At 42.1% G+C, this 21722-nt stretch carries 14 protein-coding genes; 8 read left to right on the top strand and 6 right to left on the bottom strand.

The annotated features are described in order from the left end of the window. The first annotated feature begins 74 nt into the window (after positions 1–74). From IPJ09_19930 to IPJ09_19895, 8 genes are all read left to right on the top strand, one after another. Positions 75–3101, top strand: a complete 3027-nt coding sequence (locus tag IPJ09_19930) for a hypothetical protein (protein ID MBK7373661.1) — start codon at positions 75–77, stop codon at positions 3099–3101. Between the two features lie 49 nt (positions 3102–3150). Beyond that, positions 3151–3771, top strand: a complete 621-nt coding sequence (locus tag IPJ09_19925) for a response regulator transcription factor (protein ID MBK7373660.1) — start codon at positions 3151–3153, stop codon at positions 3769–3771. A gap of 309 nt (positions 3772–4080) precedes the next feature. Next, a complete protein-coding gene (locus IPJ09_19920) occupies positions 4081–6207 on the top strand; it encodes a carboxy terminal-processing peptidase (GenBank protein MBK7373659.1) in 2127 nt (708 codons plus the stop codon). Between the two features lie 88 nt (positions 6208–6295). After that, positions 6296–8338, top strand: coding sequence for a M13 family metallopeptidase (locus IPJ09_19915; GenBank protein MBK7373658.1), 2043 nt, complete (start codon positions 6296–6298; stop codon positions 8336–8338). A 67-nt stretch (positions 8339–8405) separates the two neighbouring features. After that, positions 8406–8894, top strand: a complete 489-nt coding sequence (locus tag IPJ09_19910; GenBank protein MBK7373657.1) for a (2Fe-2S)-binding protein — start codon at positions 8406–8408, stop codon at positions 8892–8894. Between the two features lie 47 nt (positions 8895–8941). Then, complete coding sequence (locus IPJ09_19905) at positions 8942–11098, top strand: xanthine dehydrogenase family protein molybdopterin-binding subunit (protein ID MBK7373656.1); 2157 nt, start codon at positions 8942–8944, stop codon at positions 11096–11098. 177 nt (positions 11099–11275) lie between these two features. Beyond that, positions 11276–11926 carry a hypothetical protein gene (locus tag IPJ09_19900; protein MBK7373655.1) on the top strand — a complete coding sequence of 217 codons (651 nt, stop codon included), beginning with the start codon at positions 11276–11278 and terminating at the stop codon, positions 11924–11926. Between the two features lie 35 nt (positions 11927–11961). After that, the gene (locus IPJ09_19895) at positions 11962–12579 is read left to right on the top strand and encodes a MarC family protein (GenBank protein ID MBK7373654.1); all 618 of its coding nucleotides are present in this window, start codon (positions 11962–11964) and stop codon (positions 12577–12579) included. A 201-nt stretch (positions 12580–12780) separates the two neighbouring features. Here the strand turns inward: IPJ09_19895 and IPJ09_19890 are convergent, their stop codons facing one another. The 6 genes from IPJ09_19890 to IPJ09_19865 form a co-directional block, all read right to left on the bottom strand. After that, a complete protein-coding gene (locus IPJ09_19890) occupies positions 12781–15333 on the bottom strand; it encodes a T9SS type A sorting domain-containing protein (GenBank protein MBK7373653.1) in 2553 nt (850 codons plus the stop codon). A 281-nt stretch (positions 15334–15614) separates the two neighbouring features. Beyond that, entirely contained in the window at positions 15615–18005 is a 2391-nt protein-coding gene (locus IPJ09_19885) for a glycoside hydrolase family 31 protein (protein MBK7373652.1), read from the bottom strand. Between the two features lie 42 nt (positions 18006–18047). After that, complete coding sequence (locus tag IPJ09_19880; GenBank protein MBK7373651.1) at positions 18048–18461, bottom strand: hypothetical protein; 414 nt, start codon at positions 18459–18461, stop codon at positions 18048–18050. An 89-nt stretch (positions 18462–18550) separates the two neighbouring features. Further along, positions 18551–18952: a hypothetical protein gene (locus IPJ09_19875; protein MBK7373650.1), complete on the bottom strand. Its 402-nt coding sequence runs from the start codon at positions 18950–18952 to the stop codon at positions 18551–18553. 59 nt (positions 18953–19011) lie between these two features. Beyond that, positions 19012–20229: an ATPase gene (locus IPJ09_19870; GenBank protein MBK7373649.1), complete on the bottom strand. Its 1218-nt coding sequence runs from the start codon at positions 20227–20229 to the stop codon at positions 19012–19014. A gap of 8 nt (positions 20230–20237) precedes the next feature. Beyond that, the gene (locus IPJ09_19865; protein MBK7373648.1) at positions 20238–21713 is read right to left on the bottom strand and encodes a leucyl aminopeptidase; all 1476 of its coding nucleotides are present in this window, start codon (positions 21711–21713) and stop codon (positions 20238–20240) included. Positions 21714–21722: the final 9 nt, after the last annotated feature.

Here is a 21722-nt window from a genome sequence, read left to right as displayed (position 1 = left end):
GAAAAACGATTTGGCTTCATACTTTGTGTCTCACCCAATGTGGGGGACTGCTTGATTTTTAAAAAACATCAATTTTGCATCTGAAGAAAACTGTGTATACTATCCAACCATTTTTAACTATATCAACCAATAGGATTGCAACGACTGTAGTCATTAACATGATCTGTTTGTTGTCAGGCATTCCAGCTCATAGCCAAAAGTATGATTTTGTAAACCTCAATATTGAGCATGGCTTGGTGCAGTCACAAATCAATAACATTGCACAAGATCAGTTTGGCATGCTGTGGATAGCCACCCTGGGGGGGATCAGTCGATTTGATGGCAAGGAGTTTTCGAATTTTAATTATGGTAAAGGACTGGTACAGTCCATGACCGAAGTCATCTATCCGGATCGGAAAAATCGAATTTGGATCGGCCAGGAATCTAGCATCCAATTGTTTGAAGGACAAGAATTTAAATTGTATAATATCAGCTGTAGCCCAGGACGAAAAAATGTTGTAGATCTCACACAAGCTCCTGATGGTGATATATACGCGCTCATCTTTGGTGGTCAACTTTGTAAACTATCTGACAGTTCGAGGAATTTTAATGCTGTATATAAAGAGCATGCTTTCACAGCAATAACTTCTGATTCTAAAGATTTTTACAGTGCTATTTATAAAAAAGGCATATTCCAATTTGTAGATGGGCATTGGGATCCATTCATTCAATGGCATGGCAAGGATACGAGTCTCCTGGTTAGAAAACTCTATCTCAAAAAAAATGCACCTGGACTCTGGGCATTGACCAACGAAGGCCTTTTTAATATCCAGGATGGCAAAAAAATCCTTATACCCATGGAGATTAATGGTTGGATAAATTGCCTCGAAGAGGATCCGTCCGGAGCATTATATGTTGGCACGAATAATGGTGCATATAAGATCAGACCAAACTCCACCACGGAAAAAATCGGTTTGCAACAAGGGTTGACGGACAATGCCATTCATGATATATTTACTGACCATGAAGGCAATATATGGTTTGGTTCGGATGGGTCTGGATTATTCAAGTTTCATGATGCAACCTTCAGGATATTTGACCATGCATCGGGCTTGCAAGGTGAGATTATTATGGCTTTATCACAAAGTAGAGATGGGTCTATCTTGGCAGGTTTGCTCGAAGGAGGTCTTTCGAAGATAAAAAATGGGCATATAGAACATATAAATTTCGCAAGCTCTAACGGGCAGTTGTTGAAGATAAATTGTTTGCTTACAGATCATTCCCAAAAATTATGGATCGGAACTATTGGGTCAGGCCTTTGGACCTACTATAATAATAAGTTTACTCAAATTGCTAAGGATCAAAAAGGCTTTCCGAGGAATTTTACTTCCATTTATGAAGCCTCCGATTCGAGTATTTGGCTCACAAGTCCACGTGGTGTCCACAAGATAGACCATGGCAAAATATTGGCGATAGAGAGCATTCAATATCCTTGTTTTATCACGCATGAGATCGGTAGAGATTCGATACTGATAGGTTCTACGCAGGGTTTGTACCTGCTGGACAAAAACTTGTCTGCTTGCCCTTATCCGGTGGCAGGAGCTGAAGGTATGCTCGTAGGTTCTATTCAGACCATTGGTAAGTATCTTGCTCTTGGAACATCAGAAAATGGGGTCCTGATAAAAGAAATTTCCGGTGACAAGACCTGGGTATGTAATGAATCCAATGGCCTTTCTTCCAATATGGTTTTTAGCATCCTGCAGGAAGGAAGTGATCTTTATGCTGGCACCATCAATGGATTGAATAAACTTAGCTTTGACCACACGCAGCAGCGATTTACGGCACAACATATCAAATCCTCCAACCAACGCCTGGGGCCGGAATGCAACCAAAATGCCATCCTAAAAGATGAGCATGATCGCATCTGGGTCGGGACGACTAAAGGAATTTACATTTATGACCCTGATTCAAGTTCTGTGCTGTCGCAGCCTAAGATTTTCCTCAAAGCGGTAGACATTTATTCAGGATCCGTTGATACTGCTTACTCCAGAGACCAAAAACGGTCAGCCTGGAATTGGATCCCGCAGAATTTGCACCTGGATTATAAACACAATCACCTAACATTTACGGTCCAGGGCGTACACTTATCATCACCAGAAGACCTACGATATCAATATTTTCTGGCGGGTGCAGACACAGCATACTCTCCCCCCAGAGAGAACCCAAGCGTGATATATCCCAATCTTTCTCCCGGCAAATATACATTTAAAGCAAGGGCTATCGTAAGTACCAATGATCCGGTCATGTCACCATCATTGTCTTATGCCTTTGAGATCGTGCCTCCGTATTATCAAACGACCTGGTTCAGATTTTCAATGGTAGGATTGCTTATTCTGTTAGGTGCACTGCTGCAAAAGTATAGGATGATGCTGAAGGCCAGGCAAGCTCGCCTGGTGCAAGAAGCCCGCAAACAAGAACAATTAAAAATCCAACAAAGGACCAGTGAAGACTTGCATGATGACCTGGGCAATAAGATCACTCGGCTATCGCTTCTGACCGATGTCTTGCAGACCAAATTGAAGGAGGATGATGCCGATTTAAATAAACTCATGGTACAAATCAAAGAGAATATCCAAGGCCTGTATATGGGCACCAAAGACATCATTTGGGCGTTAGCACCCAATCACAATACTTTGTATGAAGCGATATCCCGGGTCCAGAGCTTTGGGACAGAATTATTCCAGGAGTCGTCTATCCACTTCAAATCAAACGATATAGACCCTGCATTCAAGACACTCAAACCCCCTTTTGAATTTAGTCGCAATCTGATCATGGTGTGCAAAGAGGCCCTGCACAATATCCTCAAACATGCTCAAGGACAGCATGCCTCCTTGGATTTTGTATATCAACATTCTGTTCACGATGCCCCAGGTACTTTGAAGGTGATCATAAAAGATGATGGGCTTGGATTTGACACGACCAATGCCATCAAAAAAGGCAATGGCCTGGACAATATGCAAAAGCGTATCCATCGACTGGGAGGTCATCTAAGCCTGTCGAATACAAATCCGACGGGCACTACCATCACGATAGAACTCAATATCCCCCTGTCCGAGGGATGACCCAGGAGCATTTTAATGAGACCTTTGTCGTATATTTCATTCCCAGATCATGGAAACTCGCATCATAATCATAGAAGATGACCATACCATAAGAGAGGCCTTTTCTTATCTTATCAATCTGACTCCCGGACTTAAAATGATTAATAGCTATGGAAGCTTTGAAGACGCAGAACCCTATTTGGTATCAGATTTTCCGGATGTGATTTTGCTTGATATCGAACTCCCGGGCATCTCTGGTCTCGACGCCATCAGCAAGATCAAAAAAAAATATCCTGCAGGGCATATCATTATCCTTACGGTATATGAAAATGAATCCAGCATATTTAAAGCCTTGAGTTCAGGTGCTTCCGGATACCTTACCAAAAACACCCCTTCGTCTAAGATCATAGATTCTATCAAAGAAGTAATGCACGGTGGCGGCCCACTAAGTGCTGGAATCGCAAAGATGGTGATACAATCATTTAGAAAAAGCCAGGATTCGCCACTGACCAAAAGAGAGACACAGATATTGGAAGGTGTCGCCGAAGGTAAAAGTCGAACTAAAATTGCTTTAGAGTTATTTATTGACAAAGAGACTGTCAAATCACATATCAAAAATATTTACAACAAACTTGATGTCAATTCAAAAGAAGCTGCAATCAGAATAGCTCGCCAGGATAAATTGATTTGAACACCCGGAAAACAAAAATTCCCCCAAAACGGGTGACTTAATTGACATTCATTTAAAGTATGTTTGCCTCTGTTAAATTAATTAACTACTACAAAGACTCCGCTAATCATACAATGTTTAAATAATCAGTAGAGTGCTTATGATATGGGGTGATCGGTTTGATCATCCCATTTTTTATTAATAACTTTCCTTCAAATCTGCCTTCGGGCTTCTCTTTATATAATCGCCACCCAAAAAAGGGGAGAATGATCTATAATCTTTCCAGTATTTTTGCAGGCATAGCCTTGATTATCCTTATAAATCATTACAATGAATAAAGTTATTTGGTTAAAAACTTTTGGTGTCTTCTTATGTTGCAATGTACTCTTCCTGCTATTAGGACTTACTTATAAAAACGAACCTGGAGACAAATTCGATCAGACGCTGCATGAAGTAGCAAAAGCTATTAAACAGAATCATTTTTCTCCTAAAGAATATGACGATTCGCTATCAGCTATGATCTATGCTGACTTTTTGAAGAGAATGGATGATGACAAAAGCATATTCTTACAATCTGATATTCTTGCCTTCAATAAATATAAGTACATGATCGACGACGAACTCAATGGTGAACCTGTACTGTTTTTCTATGAAGTCTTGTCCACCTATAAATCAAGAATAGCTGAACTGCATGCAGAGAGTCATACCTGGCTCCAGCATCCAATCAGTTTTAATGATCAGTCTAAAGAAGTCTACTATCCCGAAAATCCTGATTTTCCTAAAAATAATACTGATCGGACCCAATATTGGTTATACAAAATCAAGTACATGGTTCTTGAAAACCTGGTTGCCCTTAAAGAAAATCGTGAGCAGTCCAAAGTTGATTCTATCAAACAAAAAACGGATATGATCCTTGAATCAGAAGCCCGTGTTTCGGTAGAAAAGGTCATCAACAAAATATTTGACCAGTACTCTAAAAATACAGATGAAGAGTTGTTCAGTAATTATGTCAATAGTTTTGTCAATATGATGGACCCGCATTCAGATTATTTTTTACCTGTAGCGAAAAGATCCTGGGATGAAAGACTCTCAGGAAAATTCTATGGTATAGGGGCTCAGATCGGTGAACAAAACGGATACCTTCGTATCGCAGCAGTGAGTGTCGGTGGGCCGGCCTGGAGATCAGGTGAAATCGAAGAAGGAGACCTTATTCTCAAGGTCGGGCAAGGAGATGAAAAACCTGTTGACATAGCCGGCTTCAGTATACCAGAGGGTGTACAATTGATCCGTGGAGGAAATAAGACAATAGTCTCTCTCACAATGAAGAAAACCGACGGTACGGTCAAAATCGTCAAACTGGTACGGGAAGAATTGCGAATAGAAGAGACCTTCGCAAGAAGTAATATCCTCAACTATAAGGATAAAAAATATGGAGTGATCAATCTGCCCAAATTCTACACCAATTTTGGCGATGACTCAGGCCGGAAATGTGCAGATGATGTCGCCAAAGAATTAGAAAAGCTTAAAGCCCATGAAGTCGACGGGGTTATAATGGATCTTCGCAATAACGGTGGCGGCAGCCTCCAGGAAGTCGTAGATATGGTCGGCTTATTTATACCTGCTGGTCCGGTAGTTCAGGTCAAGGGCAAGAATGGGCGACCAGGAGTATATTTTGATCGTGATCCAGGAGTAGTATATGATGGTCCCCTGACTGTTATGGTTAATGAATTTAGCGCGTCTGCTTCAGAGATATTTGCTGCTGCGATCCAGGATTATAGACGAGGGATGATCATCGGTTCTGGCACCTATGGCAAGGGTACCGTACAGCGTCCTTACGCTTTAAGCAGACCTAACAGTGACATAGATCTGGGCAATGTCCATATTACTATGCAAAAATATTATCGAATCAATGGATCCTCTGTTCAACTTAAAGGAGTAGTTCCTGACATCCGGCTCAATGGATATTATGAAAGTTACAAAGTAAAAGAAAAAGATCAGGAGAGTGCTCTACCCTGGGATGGACTCGCCGGGTTACAATATACCAGCTGGCCGCAAATAGCCGATGTACCTGCCTTACAAGATTATTTTAAAAGCCAGATTGATACGGCCAATGCTTTTGCAACTTTTGATGAAAATGGAAAATGGCTTGCTGCCAATGGCGATCAACCAAAAGTGATCTCTGAATCTGCTTACAGAGATCAACTCAAATCGATCCGGGAGAAATCTGCTTTTAACAGAAACCTGATGAGACTGACAGATGACCTTGATGTGTACGGCATTTTTGATAGCCCTGCTACTTCAGATTCTACCTCAGCCAACGGGGTCGATAAAATAAAAATAGACCGCAATAATCGAATAACTAATTTTTATAAGCGTGACCGCTATCTTCAGATCACTGCAGATCTGATGAATAAATGGTTGGTTTCTAAACCTGCTGTAACCTCTGCTAACAACTAAATATTTTGCTTCTGTAGCATGCTACTTTAAATTGATTGTATACCTGTATTTTCTTTCCATTTTTTATAAACTTCTATTTTCATTTATTATGACAAAGCATTTATTCAAGAGCTTTTTTTACATTTTTAGTATAATATTAATTGGTTGCAAAAACGAAGCGCCTATCCCAACAGCTTCGAAAGCTTATCTCGATATCAACCACCTCGACACCACCATCGCACCAGGAGATAATTTTTTCCAACATGTCAATGGTATTTGGAATAAAAATGCCTCGATACCCCCTTCTGAGATTGGTACCGGATCCTTCTTTGACCTTCAAACAAAAAGCGAAGAAGCATTATTGGAAGTATGTAAAAATGCTGCGGCCCTCTCTCAAGCTCCTGCCGGGAGTCTGGAGCAACAAGTTGGAGATCTCTTTGCATCGATCATGGATACCAATACCATTGAAGCTAAAGGATATAGCCCTCTTCAGCAAGTATTTGATCAGATCGATAGACTTTCAAATAGCCAGGAATTGATCTCCTTCGTCAATGCCCAGCGCATCAATGGCAATGGCCTTTTGTTTGGTTTTGGTGTAGGGGCTGATGATAAGAATGCCTCTATGAATATCGCGCAGTTTTTTCAGGGAGGCATAGGCTTGCCTGACAGGGACTATTATTTTAGAACCGACCCGCCTACCTTAGCGATTCAGAAGGAATACCAGGCTTATTTGAAAAAAATAGGGATGCTCATTGGACAGGATTCTATCAAAGCCGCAGCCGAAGCTTCGGCCATTTTTAATCTGGAGAAAAAAATCGCCCAGGGACATTTTACCAACGTAGAACTCCGTGATCCACAGAAAAACTATAACAAATATGGCATGGGGCAATTACTAAAAATGTCCCCTTCTGTAGATTGGAATAAAGTCAAAAAAGATATGGGATTGAAATCAGACTCTATTTTGATAGGCCAACCGGCATTTTTCACCTCCCTGGACAAACTCATCAAAACTATACCTATAGATCAATGGAAGCCATATCTCAAAGCAGCAACCATCAGCAATTCTTACAATTCACTTTCAAAAGCATTTGCCTCAGCTGGGTTTGAGTTTTTTCAAAAGACTTTATCAGGAAGACAAGAGCCGGAGCCAAGATGGAAGTATGCAGTCAATGTAGTCGACGGCCGTATCGGTGATCTTGCAGGTCAGCTATATGTCAAAAACAATTTTGATGCCAAGGCCAAAGACCGCATGATGGACATGATCGACAATCTGCAAAAAGCTTACGAGACACATATCAGAGAGTTGGAGTGGATGAGCCCTGAGACCAAAACCAAAGCACTGGAAAAATTGGCAGCGATCACCCGCAAAATAGGTTATCCTGACAAATGGCTTAAGTACGATTCATTGGTCATCAAAAAAGACGATTATTTTGGCAACCGTATAGCTACCAGCAGATACGAATATTTTAGAGACCTGGCTAAAGTGGACAAACCAGTAGATAAAAGCGAATGGCCCTTCTCACCACCCACCGTTAATGCCGGCTATAATCCAACCACCAACGAAATTATTTTTCCTGCAGGCATATTACAACCCCCGTTCTTCGACCCGAGTGCGGACGATGCCATCAATTATGGTGCTGTAGGCATGGTGATCGGCCACGAACTCACCCATGGATTTGATGATCAGGGTCGTCAATACGACAAAGATGGAAATCTTAAAGATTGGTGGACCAAAGAAGATGCAGACAAATTTAAAGCCATCGCAGACAAGGTAGTGGATCAATACAGCAAGTATATCCCGATCGATTCATTACATCTCAATGGTGCCCTTACCTTAGGTGAAAACATCGCAGACATTGGAGGTCTCGCGATCGCGCACGACGCCTTTAAGATGACACCCCAAGGCAAGGCTGATCAGAAAATAGATGGTCTTACCCCAGATCAAAGGTTTTTTATGTCCTTTGCTTCCATCTGGCGTCTGAAGATGAAAGATGAAATGATGCGACAGATAGTACTGACTGATGTACATTCTCCCGCTGAATATCGGGTTGTAGGCCCCCTCACCAATTTTACCCCTTTCTATAATGCTTATGGAGTGATTGAGCAAAATCAAATGTGGAAGAGCGAAAAAGAAAGAATAAAAATCTGGTAGAACCCCACCCACTTGCCGCCTCCAATCTCAACATATTCCGTTATTTTTATACTCTCAAATAAATATTATGGCTACTTACAATCTCACCGTCAATGGTCAGCGACATAAAGTTGATGCTGAAGAGGATATGCCCTTATTGTGGGTGATCCGTGATCTCATTGGTCTCAAAGGGACTAAATATGGGTGTGGCCTGGCTCAATGCGGCGCCTGTACTATTCATATTGATGGAACGCCGATGCGCAGCTGTCAATTGCCCATCTCAGCACTCAAGAAAAAACAAAAGATTACTACCATCGAGGGCATTGGAACCCCGGAATTGATGCATGCAGTGCAGGAAGCCTGGGTGGAAGAGCAAGTGCCTCAGTGTGGATATTGTCAAAGTGGTCAGATCATGTCTGCAGTTGCATTATTAGCTGATAATCCCAGGCCCAGTGACCAGGATATAGACACCTACATGAGTGGCAATATCTGTCGATGTGGTACTTATGACCGCATTAGAAAAGCCATACATCGTGCATCCGATAGGACGGAAGCAAAACCAATGGGCACCCATTGATTTTGAAATAATTTTTATCCAATCATCTATTTAAAATAAAAAATGTCATGTCAGTATCTACTCAAAGAAGGCAGTTTTTAAAACAAAGTTTGCTGGGGACAGCGGGACTGATCATCGGAGTTAAAACTGCCGGTGCGGGCAATGAATTAGTCAAAATTTTTGCTGAGGATCTTATGACAGAGATCAATCCTTTCGTCCTCATAGATGCTATGGGTAAAATCACTTTGGTCAATAGCAGACCTGATATGGGCCAGGGGTCTCACCAGGCCGTGTCTTCATTAATTGCAGAAGAACTCGAGGTGAGATTAGATCAGATCCAGGTCATCTCTTCTGATGGGAGAGCCAAATACGGCGACCAGTCATCCGGAGGAAGCAGTACAGTCAGAGGACTTTGGACCAACCTTCGACAAGCAGGTGCTGCTGCTAAAGAAATGTTGATGCAGGCAGCTGCAAATAAATGGAACACCACGCCGGACCGATGCCATGCCGATGATGGTATCGTATATCTTACCGGTACAGACAAAAAAATGACTTATGGTGCACTTGCCGCAGAGGCTGCCAAACTGGAGATACCAAAAAATCCAAAACTCAAAGACCCTAAGGAATTTAAAATATTAGGCAAATATCATAAACGACTGGACATCCCTTCTAAAGTATTGGGGTCTGCAGTTTATGGAATTGATGTGGTAGTACCCGGCATGCTTTATGCCACCACGCTACATGCCCCTTCCGTGCAAGGCAAGTTGATTAGTTTTGATGACGCCGCTGCCAAAATGGTACCCGGAGTAAAAAATATAATTAAAACTAAACACGAATATCCGGGTGGAACGACCGATGCATTAGCCATAGTAGCCAGCAATTATTGGTCAGCGCTCAAAGCCAGCAAATTAATCACCTGCCACTGGGAAGAAGGGGATCTGACTACTACCTTAGACACCAATTTTTACTTCAAAGAAGCTTACAATGCAGCAGAAAAAGAAGGGATACGTGCTGAAGAAGATGGAGACTTCAATGCGTTTTATGCTGCCTCAGACAAAAAACTCGAGTCTACCTATGAGACTCCTTTCCTTGCCCATGCTGCCATAGAACCTGTCAATACGACTGCACATGTCAAAGAAGATGGCAGTGTAGAGGTATGGGCCCCTATCCAAGGCCCCGATGGTGCTGTGGAAGAAACTGCGAAGTTTTTAAATATTGCTTCTGACAAAGTCATTATGCACTCCGAGCTACTTGGAGGCTCATTTGGTCGCAAAGCCTATATGGATTTTATGAAGGAAGCAATCGATATTTCCCGCCAGGTTAAAGCTCCTGTCAAACTCATCTGGTCCCGGGAAGAAGATATGACCCAGGGGCCGTTCAGACCGGCTATGCTCAGCAAAATGCGTGGCGTCATTGGAGAAAATAATCGATTGGCTGCTCTAAGCCATCATGCCATAGGCGAATCTATCCAGGGACAACACTGGAATTCCATCATGCCCTACCAGGCAGACAATTGGTTGTCAGGCGAACTCAGTAAAGAAAATCATAAATATGGCTTTAGGGTACATCATCTTTCTTACAGCAGGATCAAGACCCCGATACCTATCTTATGGTGGAGGTCTGTGTATGCCTCCAATTTTGCCTGGGGCCAGGAATGTTTCATCGACGAGATGGCCCAAAAAGCAGGCATCGATCCCATAGAAGCCCGAAGGCAACTATTGAGCAGATCTCCCCGCGATCTCAAAGTCCTCGAAAAAATTGCTGAACTAAACAAAGCCAATCCCCTGCCCACAGGTCATGCCAGAGGAATGGCAATGTTCCGATCCTTTGAGACGATGGGTGCAGCCTTGGTCGAAATCACCAAAACAAATGATGTCATAAAGATCGTCAAAGTATACTCAGTCCTCGATTGTGGACAATATGTCAATCCTGACAATGTCAAAGCCCAGACCGAGGGCAACATTGCCATGGGATTATCAGCCGCCGTCAAAGGGGGCATCACCTTTACGCAAGGCAAATGTGATCAGACCAATTATCATCAATACCAGGTCATGCGTATCTCCGAAATGCCCCAGGTTGAGATCCATATAATTGAAAATCTTGAAAAACCAGGCGGTGTAGGCGAACCAGGACTCCCTCCGATTGCACCGGCTCTTGGAAATGCTATATTTAATCTTACTAAGAAGCGATGGTATAAACTGCCGATAGATTTAAGCACTGTGTGATTATATAGCCATTCACAGGGTACGCTAGAGGTTAAAGTGTTGGCCGTTCATCCAACAAACATGCCCTACATCAGTTTCAGGGGGGTAAAATTTGATTAATTATTAAGCTAAAGTCTTATGCAAAAGATGCTTGTTGCTTAACTTGCCTGCCTTCTAATAATATCAAAAATATTTATTTTGGAAAATTTTAATTCTTCCCATAAATCCGATGGTCCTTACCTGGAACATTCCACCAATAATCTTTATCAATTATTATTCTGTGATAATCCGGACCTTTATCAAGCAGGTGTAGACGACGCAGGTCAATGTCCATGGAATGTAATTTTTGATGATCATTCTACTGAAACAGAGATTAGATCCGTCCTTGAAGACACCAATGTAGAAACCAGGATTAAGAACCTTGCTCAAAACAGGCTAAGCAGTTCAAACATAAAATTAGCTTATAAAGAATTACTGGCCATTATCGTTGAAATCGGTCTTGATAGTGGACTCGATGTGCTGGCAGCATACCGGGATGGATCTGCCCGATATATCAATCACACAGGTAAAATATTGATCTGGGACGCAAGAGATACGACCTCAGATCAACTCATAGCTGATTTCTTTTCTGAAGGTGAAAAAATTGTAAACAAAATAGGACCATGGGACAAACCCAGATTGCCCTGCCCTCCAACCGGCAAAGTCAGGATTTCATTTATTGTTTCAGATGGATTATACTTTGGTGAAGGTCCCATACAGGTACTATTTAACGACCCCATGGCTGCACAGGCATTAACGTGCGCTACACAAATAATGCAATACATCACACAAAAAGCAATGGTCTCCTAATTTAGACAAAATTTTAAATTAACATTAATCCTGATATGACTACTGACATTATTACCAAAATATTTTTCCTCATAGCGGTCATCGACCCTTTAGGATCTGTTCCTGTATATCTGGAAGCAACCAAACATTTTAATCCACACGAAAAAAGAAAAGTAGCCATCAGAGCATCTATCGTCGCATTCTTAATTCTTTTGTTTTTTATTGTAGTAGGTCAGCTGATCCTGGAAGGCATGGATGTCACCCTGGATGCTTTTCAAATATCAGGGGGCGTTATTTTATTTTTATTTGCCCTCACTATGATATTTGGAGAAGGCAAACCTGAGTCAGAAAAACACCTTATCCGGGATTATAAGCATGTCACCATTTTTCCGGTTGCAATACCCTCTATTGCATCACCTGGTGCTATAATGGCAGTAGTACTCCTTACAGATAATCACCTTTATACTTTTACCCAACAGTCAGTAACTACCTTGTTGGTCGCGTTGGTTATTATAATCACTATGTTCATATTATTGGCTGCCAATATTATTCAAAAAAGAATTGGCGAATATGGGATTTCCGTCATCAGCAAGATTATGGGGCTTATCCTGGCTTCTTATGCAGTACAAAGTATCCTGGTTGGATTAAAAAATTTCTTCGTTACAACTCAGTGAAATGGCAGTATTCACTGATCAGGACGACATAAGCAAGATAGCCACCACTTTACCCTTGATGGTCAAAAAAAATCGCTGTTAAATAATTGGCTTTGTGCTTGACAGCGTCCAGCTTAATATGGAGCATGAAAAATGACTAACTGCTGTGGATAGAGGTTGAATACAAAGTATATTCAAATAAAATCAGTTTTAGTAAAATTGCTACAGGATCAACAATTTTTGCGTAACCTGCTGGTTGCCTACTTTGAAATTAGCAAAGTAAATGCCTTTAGGAAGGGAAGTCACATCAAACCTAAGCAAAGGAAATTTCAAGTCCCTGGTCATAACCTTTCTGCCAAGTGCATCGATGATTTCTATAGTAGCCGGGTGGTTTTGTTGCATTTCGACGCTAAAGAAAGATCGGGCAGGGTTAGGGAAAATTTTGATTCCTAATTCATTTAACGAGGTAGTAGTACTTACTGTAGAAAGCATAATACAAGCAGAAGTATCCACACAACCATTTCTTGAAATGATAACCGCATAGGTGCCACCTTGGGCAGGCGTATATACCTGGCTGGTCTGCCCCATGATTTTAGAATTGTCAAAACAATCCAGCCACTGATAAGTAGCCCCAATACTATTCGAAACCAATGTAATGCCTGTGATCGAAATAGAAGTATTGATTTGCTCTGTAGCTACCGGAAATATAAATGGGGACGATGATCCACAAGCATTATTGGCTGTGACTGAGATATCTCCACTGGTATTTCCAGATATTGCATTGAGAAAATTGGTTGTGGACATTCCAGACCACCCTGGAGGCAGGGACCAGGTATAAGAACTGGCGCCCTGCACCGCACTCGCATTGAATAAATTAGTACTCGCTTTACACACGGTGGATTTTCCGATAATAAAACTGATACCTGGTGGAGGAGACTTGGTGGTCACCGCAAATGTCTTTGGCTGAGTAGAACCACATTGATTATTGGCTATGACTGAGATATTACCAGAGGAGCCGGCTATTGCGGTGATTGAATTGGTAGAAGAAGTCCCAGACCACCCATCTGGTAATGTCCAGGTATAGGAAGTAGCCCCTATCGATGGTTTGGCTGTAAATATGGCATTGCTATTAACACATAAGGTATCCAGTCCGGTAATCTTTTCTATCACCCCTGGCAAGACCTTAATAGACACGGTTGTGGTCAATGTTCTGATCGGTGAAAATCCACAGACATTGCTGGCTATTACCGTTAAGATTCCTCCGTTATTGCCAGCTCTGGCTGTAATAGTATTGGTTTGAGAGCTACCATTCCACCCATTGGGTAAGATCCAGCTATAGGCGGATAAATCGTTGGCAGATACAACACTAAACAATCCCAGGCTATTAGGACATAAAGTATCCGGCCCGGAGATGATGGAAGGCTGTCCAGGCAGATTGGTAGTATGGACTGTCATGGTACTGGGAGCTGAGGCACCACAGACATTGTTTGCAACTACTGATATTGTGCCACTATTGGAGCCGGCCATGGCGGATATGGTATCAAGACTCGAGGCCCCGGTCCATCCAGGAGGAAGTGTCCAGGTATAAGAGCTCGCCCCCGGTACTTTATCTATCTTATAAACCGTCAGGCTGTTTACACACACAGAATCCCGTCCTGAGATCCCCAAAGGTGATAAAGGCCTCCCAGCGGGAGAAATATTAAGGGAAGAAGTGTCCGATGATCCGCATTGATTGAGAGCCACCACGCCTACTACTCCAATCCCTTGTCCTGCCATTGCCGTAATTGTATTCGTTGTAGAAGACCCTGACCATCCATCTGGCAAGAACCATTTATAGGAAGTAGCGTCATTACGGGCAGTCACAATATATACATTGCTACTGTTGGCACATACTGTGTCAGGTCCATTTATTGCCGAGGGCCTGGAAGGCACACTCCGGATGGAAACATTCAGATTGCTAGGCAAAGATGATCCACAGAAATTTACGGCAACGACTGAGACCGTACCGCCCGATGAGTCACTCATGGCCAGGATGGAATTTGAAGTCGAACTGCCGGACCAGCCTTCTGGTAGCGTCCACGCGAAGGTACTTACGCCAGGTATCGAACCTACAGTATAAGTAGCACTTCCACCGGGACATATATTGATCTCTCCTGCTATGGCAGAGGGCTGTGCAGGAGGACCTGAAACAAATACGCCCAAAGTCCTTTCAACCGATTTACCACAATCGTTATTGGCTGCTACGGACACTATCCCTCCTGAGGTGGAAGTGGTAACTAATATGGTATCTGAAGTGGAACTGCCGGACCATCCTGATGGTAATGTCCAGGTATATGAATTAGCTCCTGCCACAGGAGATATGATATAACGGATTGCGGTATTAGGGCATACCATATTCTCTCCTTTGATCACTCCTGGCTGTGGCAGGACAGTACAGGATTGAACAATGATTCTTCCCTTCATACCCTCATTAGCATGCGGAGTGCACACAAAATAATGTGTCCCTGCAGTCAGTTTGGTGGTTGCCACCGATCCTCCGCCTAAAGGAAGTAAAAATCCCTCATTCAAAGGGGTGGTGCCATTTTGATTCCATGTAGTTTCGCTGACTTCGACTGCATCATGGATACTTGACAAAACAAAATTTACATCATCTCCAGGAGCAATAGTGATCGTAGAAGGACTGAAGGTATTACCAATATTATTTATGGTCCACGTGGTACTATTTCCGTAAAATCTAAATATCATCAAGACCAGAAAAGAAGATATTTTTTTCATAGAAGCCATCATTTCATTTCTAAATATAATTCTTTCTGCAACATTTTGAATAGGATATGTGGCACCTGGCTATAAAACAATGTTTTGTATAGTCATGATAACCCAACTTTATCGGCTGAAATGAAACACCCTTCATTATTTAAACGCTTAATATTTTAATCAGGTTGCCATGAATGCCCAAATATTGGATAATCTTCTAATTCACTGATGGATATTACTTTAATGAATTTTTTATCCACTCATTTCTTCCTATGACAGAGGCCAAAGTAAATATTGAAAGTTTACTTCATTGGCTTGATGGTAAAAGTTCTGGCTTCTTTGGATACTGCTTTATCAAAAGCAAATCCTTTTTTGTTTTTCAAGATTTTGATGTCTGCGACCGAGGTGTCACCGGGGCAATAAAGTTTGCATGTAGCTTCTAACCCACTTGTAAAAGGTACCAGCTCGATATGACTCCAATCCATTTGTCCTGTATACTGAGCAAGATTAATCTGAGGCAGGATCGCTCCATCTCTCACCATGATGATTGCTTCAATATCACCCGCTTTGATATCGTGCCATCCAGGAGCATACTTGTGTCCTGACTGAAGGTCGATCCATTTTCCACCTGGCAAGTACACAGATCGTGAGCCATTGCCTTCTTCAAATAAAGGAGCAACCAGCATGTCTGAACCAAACATATATTCATTTTCAATGTCCCAGGCCCCCCGATCGTTGGGATATTCAACAAACAAAGCCCTCGTCATGGGCAAACCAGCTTCGCTGGAAAGTTTTGCTTGAGTATAGATATAAGGCATAAGTTTATATTTTAACTCAATCGTATTTCTAAAATAGTCTTGAAAGTCCTGACCATAATCCCAAGGCTCTTTAGGTGGCTGACCATGGCACCTGGTATGAGAGGACAGGGCTCCAAATGGCAGCCATCTTCGATATAGATTTTCAGGTGTGCGCTTTGTAAATCCTCCGATATCATGGCTCCAAAATGAAAAACCACTCAGGCCCAGTGAGAGGCCGCCCCGCAATTCTGATTCCATACCCATGTCTGAAGTCTCCGCATCTCCACCCCAATGTAGAGGATATCGCTGACTCCCTGCCCAAGCACTGCGAGCCCAGATGATGCGTTCATCGTGCAGATCATTAGTAAGGTCTGACACGATTTTATTATATCGTAATGGATACAGATTATGCTCGTAATAGCCAGTTCTTCCATTGGCATATAAGCCCTTGAATGGCGCAGCTTCTCCGAAATCCACTTTGATCGCCGACACCCCCATCTCCAGCAGAGGTCCGATCTTATTGCGATACCAATCGATAGTTCTGGGATTGGTAAAATCGAGCACGGCGTCTTCAAAAGGAATGTCCCCCTGATCATTTTTTACATGTAATCCCTGACTTATTATTTCAGGAAATAATTTATTTTTCGGTACGAAATAAGGTAATTGCCAAAGACAGGTTTTAAACCCATGGCTAGAAAGATCTTTGATCATTCCCTCAGCATTAGGAAATCTGGTAGGTGAAAATTCATAATCACACCGCCAATCAGTCTCAAACCAACCTGTATCAAAATGAAGTACATCTGTAGGTATAGCATTGGCTCTGAGTTTGGCAGCCACTTGTCTGCCATCCTGCTCTGAGAAATATGTAATACGGCTCATCCATAATCCGAAAGACCATAATGGGGGCATGGATGCTTTACCGGTAAGGTCTGTATATTGATCTAGGATGTCTTTGGGCTCTCCCAAAAACACAAAAAGATCCAATGCTTCATCACCAATCCACATCGCATTAGATGCACCATACGTATTGCCAAAATCACAAGTGATTGGGGTAGAGGTGTGCATAAATACTCCGTATCCTCTGCTACTCATGTAAAATGGAATAGGCTTGTACATAGAGGCAGTCTCTACGCCATTAGGGTCACAGGTATACAGATTTACTTTTTGACCATATTTATTGAGTTTGGTGAAAGACTCGCCACAGCCAAATATTTTTTCATCAGGTGATAGTGAAAATACCGCTCCCACACTTCTCGAATAGTCAGACGCTCTGCGTACATAACAAAAGGGCAGGTTGGCACAAAATCCTTTGTTATCACTACTGTGTGTTGTTTTAGTTAGTGATTTACCATTCTGATCAAAAAATTCTACTCCCCACGGATTTTCATACACCCTCACCATGCCATATTGGCTCTTGTACTGATGACCATTTGCCAACTTAGAATAAATCCAACTGGTAGATTTTTTAATATTCCCACCCGGTATCATCAAGGTATCTGTATATCGCTTTAAGGTAACTCCTGTGGACATTTGCAATCTCACCGTACGTGCAGATACAAACTCAAGACTAAACGGCCAGGATGGATCACGCGCATATTCGTGCGCAGGAAATTCGTTTTGCTCGGTTCGACGAATGCCATTCTGAGTAAAATCAAAGGCATGAGCCGGAAAAAACTCAGATCGCCTCCAGATAACCTCTCCTGTAGCTGTCAGCGGATCAAAACTTTTTAAACTGTCTGCTAAAAAATAAGTATTGCGATAATCTTTAAAATCGTTGCTTAGATCCAGTGGTTCATTCATCAAAGTCTGTGATACTTGCGCTGAAGACAATGTAAAGATGCCCACAGACAGACTCAATAATCTAATTCTAAGAGATCTACATCTTTGATTTTGCATTCTGTTTGTTATTTTATGAATGCAAAAATGAAGAAAAACTAATCAATACGATAGCACATAACTAAAATCAAGACTATTTGACAAAGTATCGATAATGAAACGATACTGTTCATCGAGGGTATTTTCTTTGTAAAATTCCCATCCAATAGGGTTTTTACCCCAACCAGGTCCATTGGATGCTCTCCTGATTTTTTTAAATTGGGCTGCCATAGCTTTTATACTTTGACCAGGATATTCCAGCTTAAATTGAATTTTATACTGATCACGATCTTCCATCAATTCAAAAGACTTTAGCCTATAGTCGTCTGAGAGATTGACCATAGATGCTTTTTTTGCTTGATCCAGATAGTATCTGATATAAATCTCCTGGTCCATCGAAAGTTTATTACTGCAGGATGTCACCATGGCGATACAATATATCCAAAACCCTACCCGAAAAAATTGAGCATATCTCATCTATGTCGTATAAACGCAGTTTTCAGAACTGCGGATGTCTGATAAGTCTTAAAATAATAGTAAAGGTATTTTAATCAATACCTCGTACATTATATAGCTGGCATGTTTTCCGTCAACAATAACGGAAGGCCAGACCTCCAATCATCGTCAATATAGAGTTCAAAAGCATACTTACCCGGGGTCTCGAACTTCAATTGGTTAAACTGCAATGAAAAATTGACCGTAGAGTGATGTCCTTTGATTGGTGTCTTTACCTGGATTTTCCCTTCGACTGGTTTGACGATTTCTATGCCTTTTTGATCGATGAGCCTGAGCTTGAGTTTATGCTCTCCCTGCTCATCTTCAGAAAATCTGAGCCTCAATGCTATACAACACGATGGATGGTTGCACGGATATTGTTTTGGAAAAATAGTATCGAATGTGCCTACGATGACAAACTTACCTTTCATATCCTGAGCATAATCGCAGAGCGTAAAGATTTCTATTTCCATCTTACAAAGCTACAATTTATGGTGCTAGCATCGGAGCCGATATAAAATACTAAAATTGCCTAATGTATTGGTTTATCCGGTGCAGGTGCAGAAGCGTGAAACTCATTATGTACTATGGTAGCATATTCATCCATCAGTTGCAGGATTCGATGGCGATCAAAGGATTTTACGATACATCCTATATGATGTTCAAGGTCATGCATGGTCCAGACCAATTCAGGAGCTGAAAATTTTGAATAATCAGGTGTTTGTTGCTGCGCAAGCGAGATTAAGATACCGGTATGATCACGAGCCGCCGAAGGCGTTATGTAGGAAGATCCATTTGCATTGGTGTATTCAACCTTAGCCCATTCCTCCCAAAGGTTGATTCCAGTTGCATATTCTACCATCTCTGCAATATGAGCGCCTCCCACCCTTGCAGAAGTTTCCAAAAAATAAAATTGGCCATCTTCATTGCTTTTAAGGGCTTCTGTATGCGTGGCACTATACTGCAGATTGAACGAACTGACCACCTTTTCATTTAAAGCTTCAAGGGCCAGATTGTCTTTAGAATTGTGATCCATAGTCACCGATCTGAAGATCCCACCACCATGGGCTACTTCAAAAGGTGTAGAAAGGTATTGACTACATCGGACAAATGCTACCATACCGTTTTGTACAATACTGTCCATGTGAAAAACTTGTCCCGGAATGAACTGCTCTAACAAATAGTTATGTCTTTCATCGCCCAGCTCATGAAGTTTTTGCCATAAAGTAGCAGCATCACTAATTTTACTGATTCCTGTGGCAGAGGCTTCGCCCCGAGGTTTTAGCATCCATGGTGTAGGGGTCGATTGCACAAATTCATTGACCATCTCATCATTAAAAACTGCCGTGAAAGCAGGTACGGGTACTCCAGCAGCTTTTGCTTTCAGCCTCATTGCCAATTTGTCTCTGAAATAACGGGCAGTAGTTTGACCCATACCCGCTATCCTGAATTCTTCCCGCAGCAAAGCACCTTTCTCCACATCAAAATCATCCAGAGAGACGATCCTGTCGATGTGTTCGGATCGCATGGTCCATGCCAAACCTTTGATCACATCCGGCATGACCCAGTGATTTCGTTCATCGCTATCCATATAATAGATCCTGTCGATACTTTCGTGCGGCCAGGCCTTATCCTCATGTCGCTTTGAAGTCAATAAGATCACTCGGGCACCACAAGCTTTGAGGCCTTGCATAAACCGATTTCCTTTATAATATGAAGCTATACAGAGAAAGGTTAGAGGTCTATTCATATGATGTCCTATTTGGTATAATGGTGAATCCAATCTTTCAATAAAAGTACCCCAAAGGCAGTCGCATTGCGTTGTTTGCCAAATTCATTATCAGTCATAGCCACACCGGCGATATCCAGATGCGCCCAGGAAGGATGATCATCCGTAAAGGCCTGCAAAAATTTGGCAGCGGTGATTGCCCCAGCCAGGGGTTTGGTAGCCAGGTTCTTGATATCTGCTATGTCCGAATTCATTTCCTCCTGGTAATCATCCCATACAGGTAATCTCCATACTCTTTCGCCACAGGCTTCTGCAACCCGGGTGATAGACTTTGCCAGATCATCATCATTTGAAAAAAGACCTGCAGCTTTATAACCTAGTGTTGCAATAATAGATCCGGTTAATGTCGCCAGATCCACCAGGACATCCGGTTTAAAGTTTTTGATAGAATAGGCTATAGCATCTGCCAGGATCAACCTGCCTTCTGCATCCGTATCGATCACTTCTATACTTTTACCACTATAAGATGAAATCACATCCCCCGGCCTGTACGCATCCGGACCTATGGCATTCTCAGCGAGTGGGATCACTGCTGTCACGTGAACAGGCATATTCAGAGCTCCAAGGATATCCATAGCGCCCAAAACCGCTGCGGCACCACCCATATCACTTTTCATGAGGTACATATTGAGTGGATCTTTGAGGCTGATTCCCCCGGTGTCGAAAGTCACTCCTTTACCAACCAGGCTAATATGTTTATTTTTTGATTTTGCTTTACTGTGTTTATATTTTATTAACAATAGAAAGGGTGAATGCTGACTGCCTTTGCCTACCTGGTACAACGCATCCAGTCCCGCTGCTACCAACATTTCCCGATCATAAATTTTGATCGAGTAATGCTTTCTGTCAAACCGCTGCCTGGCCCAATCAACAATATATGCAGGCGTTTTTTCATTCGGTGGGAGATTGACCAACTTACAGATCTCTTTTTGGGTATCCGCCAGCGTAAGGCCTTCGGCTACCTCTTCTGAAGCAGAATCATTCTGATCTTCAAGAAAATAGTTAAAACTGCCCTCCACCTCCTTTTTGTCCGTCTTAAAATAATCGGTCTTCATAAAAGCCATGCTCAAACCATTACTTAGGGCGGCCCTGGTCCGATTCTTTAAGAAAGCGGGTAGCAGACACACCGCATGATTTTTTTCATCCTCTTTGAGTGCTTTATACACTACTGACCGGATCGCAGTAGATATTTTTTGAAAATCTTTGGATTCTTCAATTCCTAAAAGAATCCACCGGGTTTTTCCTGTCCAATGGAGGAGGTGTTTACCATGATCCAGCGTATGAACTTCCAATAAACCTGATATGGCCGAATACCAATCCGAAGGACTGTTTTTAGATATTTTGTCAATAAATTTTAGTGTTTTTTTTCGTTCCGATTTGACACAAGGTATGATAAGTATATCCTGCACACCAAGCTGAGAAAAATCTATAATAGGTATAGTCATAATAAATGT

This window comes from Saprospiraceae bacterium, assembly GCA_016709995.1.
Classification (GTDB): domain Bacteria; phylum Bacteroidota; class Bacteroidia; order Chitinophagales; family Saprospiraceae; genus JADJLQ01.
The sequence above is the reverse complement of the archived record's forward strand: the minus strand, read 5'-3'. Positions and strand labels throughout refer to the sequence as shown.